This is a genomic window from Streptomyces morookaense (assembly GCF_013030945.1).
Taxonomy (GTDB): Bacteria; Actinomycetota; Actinomycetes; order Streptomycetales; family Streptomycetaceae; genus Streptomyces; species Streptomyces morookaensis.
This window is the reverse complement of the sequence record NZ_JABBXF010000102.1, coordinates 1-14,287: the sequence shown is the minus strand read 5'-3', so window position 1 is coordinate 14,287 and position 14,287 is coordinate 1. Positions and strand designations below refer to the sequence as shown.

The 14,287-nt window shown below is 70.6% G+C and carries 15 protein-coding genes and 1 pseudogene; 9 read left to right on the top strand and 7 right to left on the bottom strand.

From position 1 onward, the window contains the following. Window positions 1–25: 25 nt before the first annotated feature. Together HG542_RS30630 and HG542_RS30625 are read left to right on the top strand one after the other, a co-directional pair. Window positions 26–1,165 carry an acyl-CoA dehydrogenase family protein gene (locus HG542_RS30630; RefSeq protein WP_171087191.1) on the top strand — a complete coding sequence of 380 codons (1,140 nt, stop codon included), beginning with the start codon at window positions 26–28 and terminating at the stop codon, window positions 1,163–1,165. Further along, a complete protein-coding gene (locus HG542_RS30625) occupies window positions 1,162–1,566 on the top strand; it encodes a RidA family protein (protein WP_171087190.1) in 405 nt (134 codons plus the stop codon). Before HG542_RS30630 ends, HG542_RS30625 begins: the two co-directional genes overlap by 4 nt. Here HG542_RS30625 and HG542_RS30620 read toward each other — a convergent pair. Further along, window positions 1,563–2,168, bottom strand: a complete 606-nt coding sequence (locus tag HG542_RS30620; RefSeq protein WP_171087189.1) for a hypothetical protein — start codon at window positions 2,166–2,168, stop codon at window positions 1,563–1,565. The two genes, HG542_RS30625 and HG542_RS30620, sit on opposite strands and share 4 nt — an antisense overlap. 21 nt (window positions 2,169–2,189) lie before the next feature. After that, complete coding sequence (locus HG542_RS30615) at window positions 2,190–2,897, bottom strand: hypothetical protein (protein ID WP_171087188.1); 708 nt, start codon at window positions 2,895–2,897, stop codon at window positions 2,190–2,192. A 403-nt stretch (window positions 2,898–3,300) separates the two neighbouring features. Between HG542_RS30615 and HG542_RS30610 the strand changes: the two genes are divergently transcribed. Together HG542_RS30610 and HG542_RS30605 are read left to right on the top strand one after the other, a co-directional pair. Then, window positions 3,301–4,551, top strand: a complete 1,251-nt coding sequence (locus tag HG542_RS30610) for a helix-turn-helix domain-containing protein (RefSeq protein ID WP_171087186.1) — start codon at window positions 3,301–3,303, stop codon at window positions 4,549–4,551. A gap of 104 nt (window positions 4,552–4,655) precedes the next feature. After that, window positions 4,656–5,105 (top strand): hypothetical protein, encoded by a 450-nt coding sequence (locus HG542_RS30605; protein WP_171087185.1) that lies wholly within the window; start codon window positions 4,656–4,658, stop codon window positions 5,103–5,105. Here the strand turns inward: HG542_RS30605 and HG542_RS30600 are convergent. Further along, window positions 5,087–5,872 carry an amidohydrolase family protein gene (locus HG542_RS30600; RefSeq protein WP_171087184.1) on the bottom strand — a complete coding sequence of 262 codons (786 nt, stop codon included), beginning with the start codon at window positions 5,870–5,872 and terminating at the stop codon, window positions 5,087–5,089. The genes HG542_RS30605 and HG542_RS30600 overlap by 19 nt on opposite strands. 110 nt (window positions 5,873–5,982) lie before the next feature. Here HG542_RS30600 and HG542_RS30595 point away from each other — a divergent pair, with 110 nt between their 5' ends. Beyond that, window positions 5,983–6,369, top strand: a complete 387-nt coding sequence (locus HG542_RS30595) for a MerR family transcriptional regulator (RefSeq protein WP_171087183.1) — start codon at window positions 5,983–5,985, stop codon at window positions 6,367–6,369. Window positions 6,370–6,371: 2 nt separating this feature from the next. Here HG542_RS30595 and HG542_RS30590 read toward each other — a convergent pair whose 3' ends face one another. After that, entirely contained in the window at window positions 6,372–7,901 is a 1,530-nt protein-coding gene (locus tag HG542_RS30590; RefSeq protein WP_171087182.1) for a helix-turn-helix domain-containing protein, read from the bottom strand. 90 nt (window positions 7,902–7,991) lie between these two features. On the opposite strand from HG542_RS30590, the gene HG542_RS30585 reads away from it, so the two are divergent. Then, entirely contained in the window at window positions 7,992–8,987 is a 996-nt protein-coding gene (locus HG542_RS30585; protein WP_171087181.1) for a DUF1648 domain-containing protein, read from the top strand. A gap of 1 nt (window position 8,988) precedes the next feature. After that, entirely contained in the window at window positions 8,989–9,357 is a 369-nt protein-coding gene (locus HG542_RS30580; RefSeq protein WP_171087179.1) for a GntR family transcriptional regulator, read from the top strand. Here HG542_RS30580 and HG542_RS34445 read toward each other — a convergent pair. After that, window positions 9,238–9,513, bottom strand: coding sequence for a peptidoglycan-binding domain-containing protein (locus HG542_RS34445; RefSeq protein ID WP_268256427.1), 276 nt, complete (start codon window positions 9,511–9,513; stop codon window positions 9,238–9,240). The genes HG542_RS30580 and HG542_RS34445 overlap by 120 nt on opposite strands. A 219-nt stretch (window positions 9,514–9,732) precedes the next feature. Between HG542_RS34445 and HG542_RS30570 the strand changes: the two genes are divergently transcribed. Beyond that, a complete protein-coding gene (locus HG542_RS30570; RefSeq protein WP_171087178.1) occupies window positions 9,733–10,491 on the top strand; it encodes a class I SAM-dependent methyltransferase in 759 nt (252 codons plus the stop codon). Between the two features lie 4 nt (window positions 10,492–10,495). On the opposite strand, the gene HG542_RS30565 is transcribed toward HG542_RS30570, so the two are convergent. After that, a complete protein-coding gene (locus HG542_RS30565) occupies window positions 10,496–11,020 on the bottom strand; it encodes a hypothetical protein (RefSeq protein ID WP_171087177.1) in 525 nt (174 codons plus the stop codon). A gap of 280 nt (window positions 11,021–11,300) precedes the next feature. On the opposite strand from HG542_RS30565, the gene acnA reads away from it, so the two are divergent. Then, the gene (gene acnA, locus HG542_RS30560) at window positions 11,301–14,015 is read left to right on the top strand and encodes an aconitate hydratase AcnA (RefSeq protein ID WP_308438082.1); all 2,715 of its coding nucleotides are present in this window, start codon (window positions 11,301–11,303) and stop codon (window positions 14,013–14,015) included. A gap of 68 nt (window positions 14,016–14,083) precedes the next feature. Here acnA and HG542_RS30555 read toward each other — a convergent pair. Continuing rightward, window positions 14,084–14,287: pseudogene (locus HG542_RS30555) on the bottom strand (hypothetical protein); the annotation flags it as partial.

The window sequence follows — 14,287 nt, the reverse complement described above, 5'->3', positions numbered from 1 at the left end:
GCGATATGGAGAGGGGAGGGGAACGATGACGACCCCGTTCGCACTGGACCCGGAGCAGCAGGCGTGGTGCGCCCGGCTGCGCGCGCTGGCTGCGGACCGGCTGCGCCCGCTGGCGCAACAGGGTGAACCGGGCCGGGTCAACAGGCCCCTGGTGGCGGCCCTCGGTGAACTCGGCCTGCTGCGGGCGGTGTTCCGCCCCGACGGCCGGCCCGTCCGGGCCATGGACCTCTGCCTCCTCCGGGAATCCCTGGCGCGGGAGTGCACGGAGGCGGAGACGGCCCTCGCCCTGCAGGGCCTGGGCGCGTACCCGGTCGCGCGCCACGGCACAGGGCTGCAGCGCTCCCGCTGGCTTCCGGAGGTGGCGGCCGGCCGTGCGGTCGCGGCCTTCGCCCTGAGCGAGCCGGACGCGGGCTCGGACGCGGCCGCACTGGAACTGCGGGCGGCGCCGGCGGCCGGCGGCGGCTGGCGGCTGACGGGCGAGAAGTGCTGGATCTCCAACGCCCCGGACGCGGACGTCTACACGGTCTTCGCGCGGACGGCGGAGCCGGGGGAGGGGCGGCGCCGCTCGGGCATCACGGCCTTCCTCGTCCCGGCCGGCCGCCCGGGCCTGGACGGCACACCGCTCGCGATGCTCAGCCCGCACCCCATCGGCATCCTCGCCTTCGACGCGGTGCCGGTGGGACCGGACGATGTGATCGGCGAGGTGGGGGAGGGCTACCGGGTGGCCATGGCGACCCTCGACCTCTTCCGCCCGAGCGTCGGCGCGTTCGCGGTCGGCATGGCGCGCGCCGCACTGGACGCGACCCTCGTGCACGCCGCGGAACGCCGGGCCTTCGGCGGCCCGTTGAAGGATCTCCAGTCCGTCTCCCACCGCCTCGCCGAGATGGCGACCCGCACCGAGGCCGCGGCCCTGCTGGTGTACGCGGCGGCGGCGGCCCACGACGCGGGCGGACCCGGCATCGCGCGCCGCTCGGCGATGGCGAAGCTCTTCGCCACCGAGACCGCCCAGTACGTCGTCGACTCCGCCGTCCAGTTGCACGGTGCCCGCGCCCTCCGCCATGGCCACCTCCTGGAACACCTCTACCGCGAGGTGCGGGCCCCGCGCATCTACGAGGGCGCGACGGAGGTCCAGCGCACGATCATCGCGAGGGAGTTGTACCGATGACACCGCACCTGCACCGGCTGAACCCGGAAGGCCTGCCGCCGCCCGTGGGCTTCACGCACGCGGTGACCGCCGTCGGCGGCCGATTGGTCTTCCTGGCAGGCCAGACGGCACTGGACGGGGAGGGGCGGCTGGTACCGGGCGGCCTGCCGGAACAGTTCGCGCAGGCCCTCTCCAATCTGCTGGCGGCCCTGCGGGCGGCGGGCGGAGAGCCGCGCGACCTGGCGCGCGTGACGGTGTACGCGACGGACATCGCGGACTACCGCGCGTGCACCCGCCAACTGGGCGCCGTGTGGCGCCGCTTGGCGGGACGCGACTATCCGGCGATGGCGGTCGTCGGGGTGACACGGTTGTGGGACGAGGAGGCGGTGGTGGAGCTGGAGGGGGTGGCGGTGGTGCCCTAACCCTCGCCGGGGAGGTGGGCGGTGAAGGCGGGCCGGCCCTGCACGGTGCCGGCCGGCCGGAGGTCGTGTGGCGGGACGGTGACGGCGCGCTCGGCGATGGTGTAGGCGAGGCCGACGTCGTCGTCCCCCAGCCCGGCCAGGGGGACGTGGACGACGACCACGTCGCCGCGGGCCGTGCGCTGTACGGCGACGTCCGTCGTGCCGTGTCCGTCGGTGACGACCCGCAGCAGGTCCACCGGTTCGGCGAGGTACGCGTACCAGGCGTCGCTGCGCCGCCCGAGCTCGTCGAGGAGCCAGGCGTGGCCGGTGAGCGGAGGGAACTCGTCGGCGGCGAGCCGGGCGGGGCCGGCCGCGGCGATCTCCCGCAGGAGTACGTCGCGGCCGGCCTCGGGATCGGCCAGGAGGAGCTCGGTGCCGGGCGTTCCGGGCGTGCCGGACCACTGCACGGTCACCCGTGCCCGGCCGGTGGTGAGGTCGACGTCACGGACGCACAATCCGAGGTCGGTACTCCCGTACTGCACGGCACCGAGGTCGACGAGCAGCGGCGCCCACCACTCCGCGGCCGGCAGGGTACGGGCCGGCCGGACGGGACGTCGGCTCATCTGTCTGCCCCTCCTGGCGGCTCAGATGTTGATGGCGTTCTTGACCCAGTCGGGACAACGCCCTTGCACGCCTTCGCAGTAGGCGGTGATGACGCCCTTGGGCAGCATCGGGATCTGGGCGCCGAAGTCTACTCCGGCCCGCACGGCCTGGACTTTGTCGACGCGGCAGGTCTTGAAGATCCACCATCCGCTGCACTTCACGTGCAGCACGTCGGTGAAGTAGTTGTAGGTGTTCGGGCGACCGTTCATCTGCTGCTTGCCGGCGGCACCCGGACGCGGGTACTGCGTGGTGGCCCGGACGGCCTTCATGGTGAGGTTGTGCTTCTGCTCTATCTTGGTGAGCCCGAAGCCCCTGTCCCTGGCGGGGTCGTAGTAGCCCCGCCGCAGGTAGACGGTCCAGCCGTCACGGTCCTTCCACTGCCCGACCAGGTCGTCGGGCCCGCTCATCACGTGACTCTCCGCATCGGCCCCGGCCGTGCGGGGCGCCTTGCCGGCGCCGAGCTGCTTCACCGCGGACTCCGGAACGCCGTGCCGGCCGAGATCGGCCAGCCGGAACGAGGAATTTCTGGGAATTCCGGATCCGTTGTCGAAGACCGAGAACTCCACGTCCCCGGACGAGCCCTGGGCGGAGGGCGTTGCCGCTGCCGCCGCGGAAGCGGGTGCCGCGGCGAACAGCCCGGCGGCGAGGCCGAGTGCCGCCGAGGCGACGGCGTACCGACGTGCATTCACCTTACGCATGGTCCCCCTTGAGGTGACTGCCGTGAACTTCCGTTGCCGGACCCTCACGACGCGATCCGGCCACCAGCACGCTAGGGAGGTCGCGTGTGACGCGTCGACTCCGGTGGGGATGAATCGGCCAGCCGTGTGTGCGGTGCATGGCAATTGCCATTTGCATCAGGTGAGTTGTGTGCTGCACAGCTCATGCGTAGGGGCTCGCGGGTCGGGGATCGGTTCCGTTTTCAGCAGGCCGGGGGCTGCAATGTGACCGAAAGGTTTCGGACACGGCTCAGGTGGCGAATGCATCCAGGGCGAGCTGTCATGGGTGGGAACTCAGCCGCTCGGCGTCACCGGCCGGGCTGCGGACGTGCCCCTACTCTTGCACTGACGACCTGTTCGGAGAGGGGCGGGAACCGTGTCATCCGATGCCGGGAACGAGCTGTACACCGACCCGTTGGCCTTCGGTCAGCGACTGCAACTGCTGCGTACGCGCCGGGGAATGACGCGTACGGTCCTGGCCGGTCTGCTGGGCAGGTCGCCTTCGTGGGTGAAGGCGGTCGAGTACGGGCGGCTCAAGATGCCGAAGCTCGATGTCGTCCTGCAGATCGCCGAAGTCCTGCGCGTGCGCGAGCTCTCCGAACTCACGGGGGATCGGAGCACCCGCGTCGACCTCTTCGTCGGCCCCGGCCATGCGCGGCTACCGGCAGTACGGGAAACCGTGAACGCTTTTCCGTACGTGGCAGGAGGCGAGGCACCGCCGACAGTGGAGTTGCGCATGCGCGTTGCCCGCGCCTGGCAGGCGCGTCACTCCTCCCCGAACCATCGCGACGTCGTCGGCGCCTTGCTGCCCGGCCTGATCCGCGATGCCCAGCTCGCTGCGCGACAGGCGGACCGCGTGGCGGACAGACGGCGGGCGCAGTCCGTCCTCTCGGAGGTCTACAGCCTGAGCCAGTTCTTCCTGGCCTACCAGCCTGACGCCGCGCTCCTCTGGCGCGTGGCCGAACGCTCGATGCTCGCGGCCCAGGAATCCGAGGATCCGCACACGATCGGCGTTGCGGCCTGGCTCGCGGCGCAGGCGCACCGCGATTCCGGCCCCGCGCACTTCGACGCCGCCGACGCCGTCACGTCGGAGACGCTGACGTTCCTGGAACCCTTGCTGCCCGACGCCCCGGACGACATCCTCGCCATCGCCGGAGCCCTCCGCTTCGAGGCGGGCTACACCGCAGCCCGGCGGGGTGACAGCGGAAATGCCTGGCACCACTGGGACACGGCCCGCGCCATGGCCGACCGTCTGCCGTCCGACTACTACCACCCGGTCACGTCGTTCTCCCGCGCCGTGATGGGCGCGCACGCCGTCACCGTCGCCGTCGAACTCCACGCAGGCGGCGAATCCGTACGCCAGGCAGCTGCCGCGGACGCGCTCGCCATCCCGTCCCGCCCCCGCCGGGCGCGCCACCGCATCGAGGAGGCGCGCGGATACCAACTGGACGGACAGCACGAGGCTGCGCTCGCCACCCTCGACAAGGCCTACGAGGCGGCACCGGAGACCATCCGCTACAACGGCTATGCCCGAACGATCATCCTCGGCGAGTCGGAGTCGAGGAGCCCCCGGCGTCGGCAGCGAGCAGCCCGGCTGGCGGTCAAACTGGGGCTGCTGGCCGCGTAGGCGGACCCGACAGAGGAGGGGGTACGAACTGTGCCCCTCCGGCGATCCGCGCAGCTCTACCGTCCCCTTCGGATCCCGCACCACCGATGATCTGAAGGAGCAACGTGCGTACTTCCACCACCCGTTGGCTGTCCCAGGCCGCAATGGACCCCGGCGCCGCCGTCCGCCTCTGGGAGTCGGGCCGGACGGCCCCGCTCCTGGTCGGCCGACGGTGGGAGCTCGTACGCACCGACTTCACGCTCGGCACGGCAGCCGTGAGCCGTCTCCGCGAGCGGAGCTGCCACATCGGCCCATACCTGATGGGCGGCGTGGAGCGCATGATCTGGTGGCTGCTCCCGCTCGGAACCGCCAAGCCCCTGGCGGCCGTTCCCGGCGCCGCTGTCCATCCCAGGGGAGCGGAGATCTTCGTCCCGCCCCCGGGCCGATACCTCGGCGACCGCGTCTGGGTCCTCCCCGACCAGGCCGGCGACCGGTGGAACACCCTCACCTCCGCCGACGACCTGCACACGGCCCTCCACGCCCCCGACCCCCTCCGTCAAATCCCCAGCAACTGAGCCGCGTTACCCCCCAGCACCCGCTCCCGCACCTCACCGCTCGGCGTCACCCGTTCCACCATCGCCCGTGCCAGTACGGGATCCCCGTACGGTGCGTCCGATCCGAACAGCGTCCGTTCCGGGATCTCCCGGATCGCCAGCCGCAGCGCGAAGACGATGTTCGCGGTCGACAGCTCCAAGTACATGTTCGGCGTGTCCCGTACGAGCTCGATCGCCGTCATCCAGTGCTGGCCGCCGACCTGGCTGACGACCAACGGGACCGACGGGTAGCGGGCCGAGAGGCGGGCCAGGGTGTGGAGGTCGGGTTCCGTCGTGGGGGCCGAGCCGTGGACGACGACCGGGAGGCCGCCGTGGTCGTGGGCCGCGCGCAGCACCGGTTCGACGGCGGCCGCGCCGCCCGGCGGCGGGGTGAGTTCGCCGATGCCGTGCAGGCCCCGGCCGACCACGTCCCGTGCCACCGCCCCGGCGATGTCCTCCGGCGTGCTGTCCAGCCGCACCGAGCCGAAGCCGATGAAGCGGTCCGGGTACGCGGCCAGTGCCGCGTCCAGCTCCTGCCAGGCGCGGGCGAAGCCGTCGGCACCGTTCTCGGCGCCTTCGAGTGCGCGGTGCAGCACCGCCATCTCCCGGCGCAGCCCGGCCAGATCGGTCGCCCGCTCCGGGTGCGGGCGGGTGGGGAACAGCACCGCGCGGTCCACACCGGCTTCGTCCAGCAGCGCGACGTGGTCCGCCACCGGGTCGTGGACGTGGCTGTGTGCGTCGATAATCATCGGGATCTCCTGAGCGAGCTGAACGGTCTGAGCGGTCTGGGCCGTCGGCAGCCAGGAGGACAACGTCGCACCTTGTCACGGTGACAAGGTCAAGTCGGGGGGAGAAGCGCGTGCTCATCGGGGAACTGGCCGAACGCACCGGCACCAGCGAACGGCTGCTGCGCCACTACGAGCGCGGTGGACTGCTCACGCCGGACCGTCTCCCCAACGGATACCGCTGGTACAGCGAGCCGCACGTCGAGACGGTGCGCCGGATCCGTGCCCTCCTCGCCGCCGGGCTCCCCGTCCGCACCATCCGCGCCCTGCTGCCCTGCACGGCCGCCGCGGGGGAGGCGGCCGTGCACCCGTGCCCGGGCGTGCTGGACACGCTCCGCACCCGGCTCGCCGACCTCGACGCCCGGGCAGCGGAACTCGACGAGGCGCGTGCGGTGTTGCGCGCGACGATCGCGGGGGCACAGCGCGCGGCGGCGCCGGAGCGGGAACCGTACGCCGCGTAGGGCTAGATGTCCCGGAAGATCTCGATCTGCGCCCCGATCGAGTTGAGCCGCTCGGCCAGGTCCTCGTAACCCCGGTTGATCACATAGACGTTGCGCAGCACCGACGTCCCCTCCGCCGCCATCATCGCCAGCAGCACCACCACCGCGGGCCGCAGGGCCGGCGGGCACATCATCTCCGCCGAGCGCCAGCGCGTCGGGCCCTCGACCAGGACGCGGTGGGGGTCGAGGAGCTTGACGTGGGCGCCGAGGCGGTTGAGGTCGGTGAGGTAGATGGCGCGGTTGTCGTAGACCCAGTCGTGGATGAGGGTCTGGCCCTGGGCGAAGGCGGCGATGGCCGCGAAGAACGGCACGTTGTCGATGTTGAGGCCGGGGAACGGCATCGGGTGCACCTTGTCCAGCGGTGCGCTGAGCTTGGACGGGCGCACGGTCAGGTCGACGAGCCGGGTGCGGCCGTTGTCCGCCGCGTACTCCGGGCCGCGTTCGTGGTCGAGGCCCATCTCCTCCAGGACGGCGAGCTCGATCTCCATGAACTCGATCGGCACGCGGCGGATCGTCAGCTCCGACTCCGTGATCACGGCGGCGGCGAGCAGGCTCATGGCCTCGACCGGGTCCTCGGAGGGCGCGTAGTCCACATCGCGGTCGATGTGGGCCACACCGTGGACGGTGAGCGTGGTGGTGCCGACGCCCTCGACCTGTACGCCCAGCTCCTCCAGGAAGAAACAGAGGTCCTGGACCATGTAGTTGGAGCTGGCGTTGCGGATGACGGTCACGCCGTCGTGCCGGGCGGCGGCCAGCAGCGCGTTCTCGGTGACGGTGTCGCCGCGTTCGGTCAGTACGATGGCGCGGGTCGGCGAGACCGAGCGGTCGACCTGGGCGTGGTACGTGCCGTCGGTGGCCGTGATCTCCAGGCCGAAGTGGCGCAGCGCCGTCATATGGGGCTGGACCGTACGGGTGCCGAGGTCGCAGCCGCCGGCGTACGGGATCTTGAAGTGGTCCATGCGGTGCAGCAGCGGACCGAGGAACATGATGACGCTGCGGGTGCGGCGGGCCGCCTCGGTGTCCATCGAGGCCAGGTCGAGCTCGGCCGGGGGCACGATCTCGAGGTCGTTGCCGTCGTTGATCCAGCGGTGCCGGACGCCGATGCTGCTCAGCACCTCCAGGATCCGGTAGACCTCCTCGATCCGGGCGACGCGGCGGAGCGTGGTGCGGCCGGCGTTGAGCAGGGTGGCACAGAGCAGCGCAACACAGGCGTTCTTGCTGGTCTTGACGTCGATGGCGCCCGAGAGGCGCCGGCCGCCGACGACGCGCAGATGCATCGGCCCCGCGTAACCGAGGGACACGATCTCGCTGTCGAGGGCTTCACCGATACGGGCGATCATATCAAGACTGATGTTCTGATTTCCCCGCTCGATGCGGTTGACCGCGCTCTGGCTGGTCCCGAGTGCGTCGGCGAGCTGAGTCTGCGTCCAGCCGCGGTGCTGACGTGCGTCACGGATGAGCTTGCCGATGCGGGCGAGGTAGGCGTCTGTCATGAGACAGACGGTATCTCAGATATGAGATTTCTTCGCCCCTTGCAGCCTTCCCAGGTTTTTCTATTACTATGCGAATAACTTGGAGGTGTCATGAACGTGACCGCAAGGCCGACGAGAGGCAGCCGGCTCCGCCCGCTGCTCGTCGGGATTCCCTATCTGCTCTCCAGTGCCGTCTTCCTGACGGTCTTCCTGGTCAGCAGACCGCGCCTGCCCGATCCCATAGCCACCCACTTCGGCGGCTCGGGCCACGCCGACGGCTTCACGTCCCAGGGGGCTCTCCTGCCCATGGGCCTGGCGATGCTGCTTCTCCCGGGCGCCCTGTTCGTCGTGCTCGCCTACGTGATAGACGCCGTACGGCCGCTGGTGCTGACCGCCTACGCAACCGTCGGCCCGCTCTGCTACGCCAACGTCCGCGTCGTCATGGACAACGCCGGGGCCGAGACGGCCCGTGACGTCCGGCTGACCCTCTGGGAGGTGCCCGCGGCCCTGGCGCTGGCCGCCGTCACCGGAGGGATCGGGCTGCTGGTGACGCGCGGCTGGCAGCAGCCGGCACCGGAGGCGCGGATAGGTCCGAAAAACCGCCCCGGTCTTCTCCTCCATCCGGGCGAGACCGCGTTCTGGACACATGCCCAGAGGTCCCGCGGCCTCGGCATCGCCGGGCTGACGCTGCTCGTGGCGGGCGCCACGATCATCCCCCTCACCGGCTTCGGCCCCGGTGTCGTCCTGCTCGGCACAGGCCTGCTGTTCGGTCTCTTCTCGGGCGTGCGGAGCACCGTCGACCGGCACGGTCTGACCGTCACAATGCTCTGGCTGCCCTGGCCGCGGCTGCGCATCCCACTGAAGCGCATCGTCGAGGCGAACGCCCGGGACATCAACGCCTTCTGCGACATGGGCGGTTGGGGCTACCGCATCAACAAGGGGCGCAGCGGAGTCGTCCTGCGCTCCGGCGAGGCGCTCGTGGTGCAGCTGGCGAACGGCAAGGAGTTCGTCGTGACGACGGACGACGCGGCGACGGCCGCCGCACTCCTCAACGGGCTCGTGGAGCGCGGTAGCGGCCATGCGGCTCCCACGGACCGCAGGGGCTGACGTGCTGATCCGGCTGGACCACGGATCCTCCGTACCGCTCGGCGACCAGATCGCCGCAGCTGTAAGAGGCGCCATCGCCGACGGCTCCGTCCGCCCCGGCGACCGCCTCCCCGCCGCCCGCACACTGGCGGACTCCCTGGGCGTCAACATCCATACGGTGCTTCGCGGTTACCAACGGCTCCGCACGGAGGGCCTCATCGAACTCCGGCGCGGCCGCGGCGCGGTGGTGACGGACAGCGGCGACGAGGCATCACGGGGCCGCGCCCGGCTCGTCGAGGGGGTGCGGCATCTGGTGGTGGACGCACGGGCGTTGGGGCTGACGGACGAGGAGGTGATCGATCTGGTGCGGACGGGGTTGTCGCGGACGTGAGGGTGATGCGCGACGGCAGATGCGTGGGGCGCGTGACGTGCGGCGCGCCCCACGTGACGTACCGTGCGCCGGCTGATGCCCGCGCAGCGCCGCCCAGGTGCGCGTGCCGACCTTGCCGTCGACCTGCATGTGATGGGCGCGCTGGAAGGCGCGCACGGCACTGTCACCGGTGCTGCTCCTGACAGCCCGCAACGCCGGATATCTTGCGGCCGCCTCTGAGGAACACGTTGCTGATGTGGGCGAAGTCGCTGCCGGAGTCGAGCGTGACTCTGCTCCACCAGGGGTTCGTGCCGCCGCTGGGGTCGGGTGCTGGTTCGAACGCCTGCCCTGTGCATATTCGCTGCAGTTGCCACTCGTACAGGTGATGATGCCCCTATGTCACGCACCTTCGAAGCCCTCGTCGCCGAAGCCGAGTCCGTCTCCGTCGAGGGCTGGGACTTCTCCTGGCTGGACGGCCGGGCCACCGAGGAGCGGCCCTCGTGGGGGTACCAGCGGCTGCTGGCCGGGCGTCTGGCGGAGGCGTCCGCCGCGCTGGACATCCAGACCGGCGGCGGTGAGGTGCTGGCGGGGGCGGGGCCGTTCCCGCCCGTCATGGCCGCCACGGAGTCGTGGCCGCCGAACCTCGCCAAGGCGACCGGGCTGCTGCACCCGCTGGGTGCCGTGGTCGTCGCCGACCCCGACGAGCCGCCGCTGCCGTTCGCCGACGAGGCGTTCGACCTGGTGGTCAGCCGCCACCCGGCGAGCGTGTGGTGGGGCGAGATCGCCCGGGTGCTGCGGCCGGGCGGCACCTATTTCGCCCAGCACGTCGGTCCGGGTTCCGTGTTCGAGCTGGTGGAGTACTTCCTCGGGCCGCAGCCCGCGGCACGCGGCAAGCGGCATCCGGACGCCGAGACGGCCGAGGCCCGGGCCGCCGGGCTGGAGATGGCGGACGTGCGCATGGAGCGGCTGCGGATGGAGTTCTTCGACGTCGGCGCGGTGATCTACTTCCTGCGGAAGGTGATCTGGACCGTGCCCGGCTTCACGGTCGACGCCTATCGCGACCGGCTGCGCGAGCTCCACGAGCGCATCACGGCCGAGGGGCCGTTCGTGGCCCACTCGTGCCGGGTGCTCGTCGAGGCCCGGAAGCCGGCCTGAACCCCTACGGGGCCAGGGCCTTCGCCACCGCCGCCCGGGCGGCGGAATGCGTCCGGACTTTCAGTGGCGCCAGAAGTCCGACCACTTGCCCGAGCCGGTCCGGATCCCCGAGCAGCTGCGCTGCGCCGACGCCGACGGCCTGCCCGAGCAGCGCGTCCGCCAGCAGGATCTCGCTCCAGCTGTAGCGCCGCTCGTGGTGGCTGAACCGGCCGACCCAGGGCGTGTACGGATGCCGCAGTGTCGCCTGCAGGCAGGATCCGTTGGTGTCGACCTCGTACCAACCGCCGCTGCCGCCGAACACGATGTTCAGCACGCCGGCGGCCCTGGAACTGGACCAGCGGCGCGGTGTGACCGTCATGCTCAGGCCCATGAACCGGGACCAGGCGATCAGCTCCTCGTCCCGGCCGGCTTCGCGCAGGTACACGCCCTCGGTGCCGAGCACCAGGTACGAGCCGCCCTGCCGGCCGGGATCGCCGATGACCCATCGGCCGTCGTCGGTCCGTTCCAGGGGACCGAGATATGCGTTCATGATCAAGAACGCTAGTCGACGGCAGTCGACGGCAGCCGGCTGCACCCCGCACCCCAAAACCCCAGGCAGGCACGGACCGGCCCGTCGGGACATCATCAGGACATGACCATTCACCGGCCATGTACTACTGTTATCTCGACATCGAGATATCTGCCGAGAAGGCGTACCGCTGTCGCGCCAGTAAGGCGTGCCTAACTTAGGCACACCTTAGCGGGTCCGCGCGGTGATGGGGCGGCAGGATTGCCGCAGTACGCGAATTCATGCAATGAAGGAGACTGTCGTGTCGGCGAACAGCTTCGACGCTCGCAGCACCCTGCGGGTGGGCGACGAGTCGTACGAGATCTTCCGGCTGGACAAGGTGGAGGGCTCCGCCCGCCTCCCCTACAGCCTCAAGGTCCTCCTGGAGAACCTGCTCCGCACCGAGGACGGCGCCAACATCACCGCCGACCACATCCGCGCGCTCGGCAGCTGGGACTCCCAGGCCCAGCCCAGCCAGGAGATCCAGTTCACGCCGGCCCGCGTGATCATGCAGGACTTCACCGGCGTGCCCTGCGTCGTCGACCTCGCCACCATGCGCGAGGCCGTCAAGGAACTCGGCGGCGACCCGGCGAAGATCAACCCGCTGGCACCGGCCGAGCTGGTCATCGACCACTCCGTCATCGCCGACAAGTTCGGCACGAAGGACGCCTTCGGCCAGAACGTCGAGCTGGAGTACGGCCGCAACAAGGAGCGCTACCAGTTCCTGCGCTGGGGCCAGACCGCGTTCGACGAGTTCAAGGTCGTCCCGCCGGGCACCGGCATCGTGCACCAGGTGAACATCGAGCACCTGGCGCGTACGGTCATGGTCCGCAACGGCCAGGCCTACCCCGACACCCTCGTCGGCACCGACTCGCACACCACCATGGTCAACGGCCTCGGCGTCCTCGGCTGGGGCGTCGGCGGCATCGAGGCCGAGGCCGCGATGCTCGGCCAGCCGGTCTCCATGCTCATCCCGCGCGTCGTCGGCTTCAAGCTGACCGGTGAGCTGCCCGCCGGCACCACCGCCACCGACCTCGTCCTCACGATCACCGAGATGCTGCGCAAGCACGGCGTCGTCGGCAAGTTCGTCGAGTTCTACGGCGAGGGCGTCGCCGCCACCTCGCTGGCCAACCGCGCCACCATCGGCAACATGTCGCCGGAGTTCGGCTCCACCGCCGCGATCTTCCCGATCGACGGCGAGACCCTGAACTACCTCAAGCTCACCGGCCGCAGCGAGCAGCAGGTCGCGCTCGTCGAGGCCTACGCCAAGGAGCAGGGCCTCTGGCTGGACCCGGCCGCCGAGCCCGACTTCTCCGAGAAGCTCGAGCTCGACCTCTCCACGGTCGTCCCCTCCATCGCCGGCCCCAAGCGCCCGCAGGACCGCATCGTCCTCGCCGAGGCCAAGGCCCAGTTCGAGCGTGACGTCCTCAACTACGTCGCCACCGCCGACGAGGCGGGCGAGGAGTCCTTCCCGGCCTCCGACGCCCCGGCCGCCGCCAACGGCGTCCCGTCGAACCCGGTCACCGTCACCGCCCCCGACGGCACGACCTACACGATCGACCACGGCGCCGTCACCGTCGCCGCGATCACCTCCTGCACCAACACCTCGAACCCGTACGTCATGGTCGCCGCCGCGCTGGTGGCCAAGAAGGCGGTCGAGAAGGGCCTGACCCGCAAGCCGTGGGTCAAGACCACCCTCGCCCCGGGCTCCAAGGTCGTCACCGACTACTTCGACAAGGCGGGTCTGACCCCCTACCTCGACAAGGTCGGCTTCAACCTGGTCGGTTACGGCTGCACCACCTGCATCGGCAACTCCGGCCCGCTGCCGGAGGAGGTCTCCAAGGCCGTCAACGACCACGACCTGGCCGTGACTTCGGTGCTCTCCGGCAACCGCAACTTCGAGGGCCGGATCAACCCCGACGTCAAGATGAACTACCTGGCCTCCCCGCCGCTGGTCGTCGCGTACGCCCTCGCGGGTTCCATGAAGGTGGACATCACGCGTGACGCGCTGGGCACGGACACCGAGGGCAACCCGGTCTTCCTGAAGGACATCTGGCCCTCCGAGGCCGAGGTCAACGACGTCGTGGCCAACGCCATCGGCGAGGACATGTTCAACAAGTCCTACCAGGACGTCTTCGCGGGCGACGCCCAGTGGCAGGCCCTGCCGATCCCGACCGGCAACACCTTCGAGTGGGACGCCGAGTCCACCTACGTCCGCAAGCCCCCGTACTTCGAGGGCATGCAGATGGAGCCGGCCCCGGTCGCCGACATCACCGGCGCCCGCGTCCTCGCCAAGCTGGGCGACTCGGTCACCACCGACCACATCTCGCCCGCCGGCGCCATCAAGGCCGACACCCCGGCCGGCAAGTACCTCACGGAGCACGGCGTCGAGCGCCGCGACTTCAACAGCTACGGCTCCCGCCGCGGCAACCACGAGGTCATGATCCGCGGCACGTTCGCCAACATCCGCCTGCGCAACCAGATCGCGCCGGGCACGGAGGGCGGCTTCACCCGCGACTTCACGAAGACGGACGCGCCCGTCTCCTTCATCTACGACGCCTCGCAGAACTACCAGGCCGCCGGCATCCCGCTGGTCGTCCTGGCCGGCAAGGAGTACGGCTCCGGCTCGTCCCGCGACTGGGCGGCCAAGGGCACCGCGCTCCTCGGCGTCAAGGCCGTCATCGCCGAGTCCTACGAGCGCATCCACCGCTCCAACCTGATCGGCATGGGCGTCCTGCCCCTGCAGTTCCCGGAGGGCGCCTCGGCGGAGTCCCTCGGCCTCACCGGCGAGGAGACCTTCTCCTTCACCGGCGTGACCGAGCTCAACGAGGGCCGCACGCCGCGCACGGTCAAGGTCACGACCGACACGGGCGTGGAGTTCGACGCGGTCGTCCGCATCGACACCCCCGGTGAGGCGGACTACTACCGCAACGGCGGCATCATGCAGTACGTGCTGCGCTCGCTGATCCGCAAGTAGCAGCCACACGCTGAGGGCCGCACCCCGGGAAACCGGGGTGCGGCCCTTTGCCGTGTGCGCTACAGCTGTCAGAACAGGTTGGTGTACTGGTCCCAGCCGCCGCCGATGCGGATACGGTTCTCGAACGGGTCGTTCTGGTTGCCGTTGCCCTTGTACAGCCAGAGGACGCCGTCGTGGTCGCGGGCGAGCAGGTCGCTGCGACCGTCGAGATCGACGTCGCCGGACGAGACCAGCATGTCGTACGCGTCCCAGCCGCCGCCGATCCGGACGCG

Bases quoted from the DNA above. Each gene is read 5' to 3' on its own strand.
- HG542_RS30630 (WP_171087191.1), top strand. From the start codon at position 26: ATGACGACCCCGTTCGCACTGGACCCGGAGCAGCAGGCGTGGTGCGCC.
- HG542_RS30625 (WP_171087190.1), top strand. From the start codon at position 1,162: ATGACACCGCACCTGCACCGGCTGAACCCGGAAGGCCTGCCGCCGCCC.
- HG542_RS30620 (WP_171087189.1), bottom strand. From the start codon at position 2,168: ATGAGCCGACGTCCCGTCCGGCCGGCCCGTACCCTGCCGGCCGCGGAG.
- HG542_RS30600 (WP_171087184.1), bottom strand. From the start codon at position 5,872: ATGATTATCGACGCACACAGCCACGTCCACGACCCGGTGGCGGACCAC.
- HG542_RS30590 (WP_171087182.1), bottom strand. From the start codon at position 7,901: ATGACAGACGCCTACCTCGCCCGCATCGGCAAGCTCATCCGTGACGCA.
- HG542_RS30585 (WP_171087181.1), top strand. From the start codon at position 7,992: ATGAACGTGACCGCAAGGCCGACGAGAGGCAGCCGGCTCCGCCCGCTG.
- HG542_RS30570 (WP_171087178.1), top strand. From the start codon at position 9,733: ATGTCACGCACCTTCGAAGCCCTCGTCGCCGAAGCCGAGTCCGTCTCC.
- HG542_RS30565 (WP_171087177.1), bottom strand. From the start codon at position 11,020: ATGAACGCATATCTCGGTCCCCTGGAACGGACCGACGACGGCCGATGG.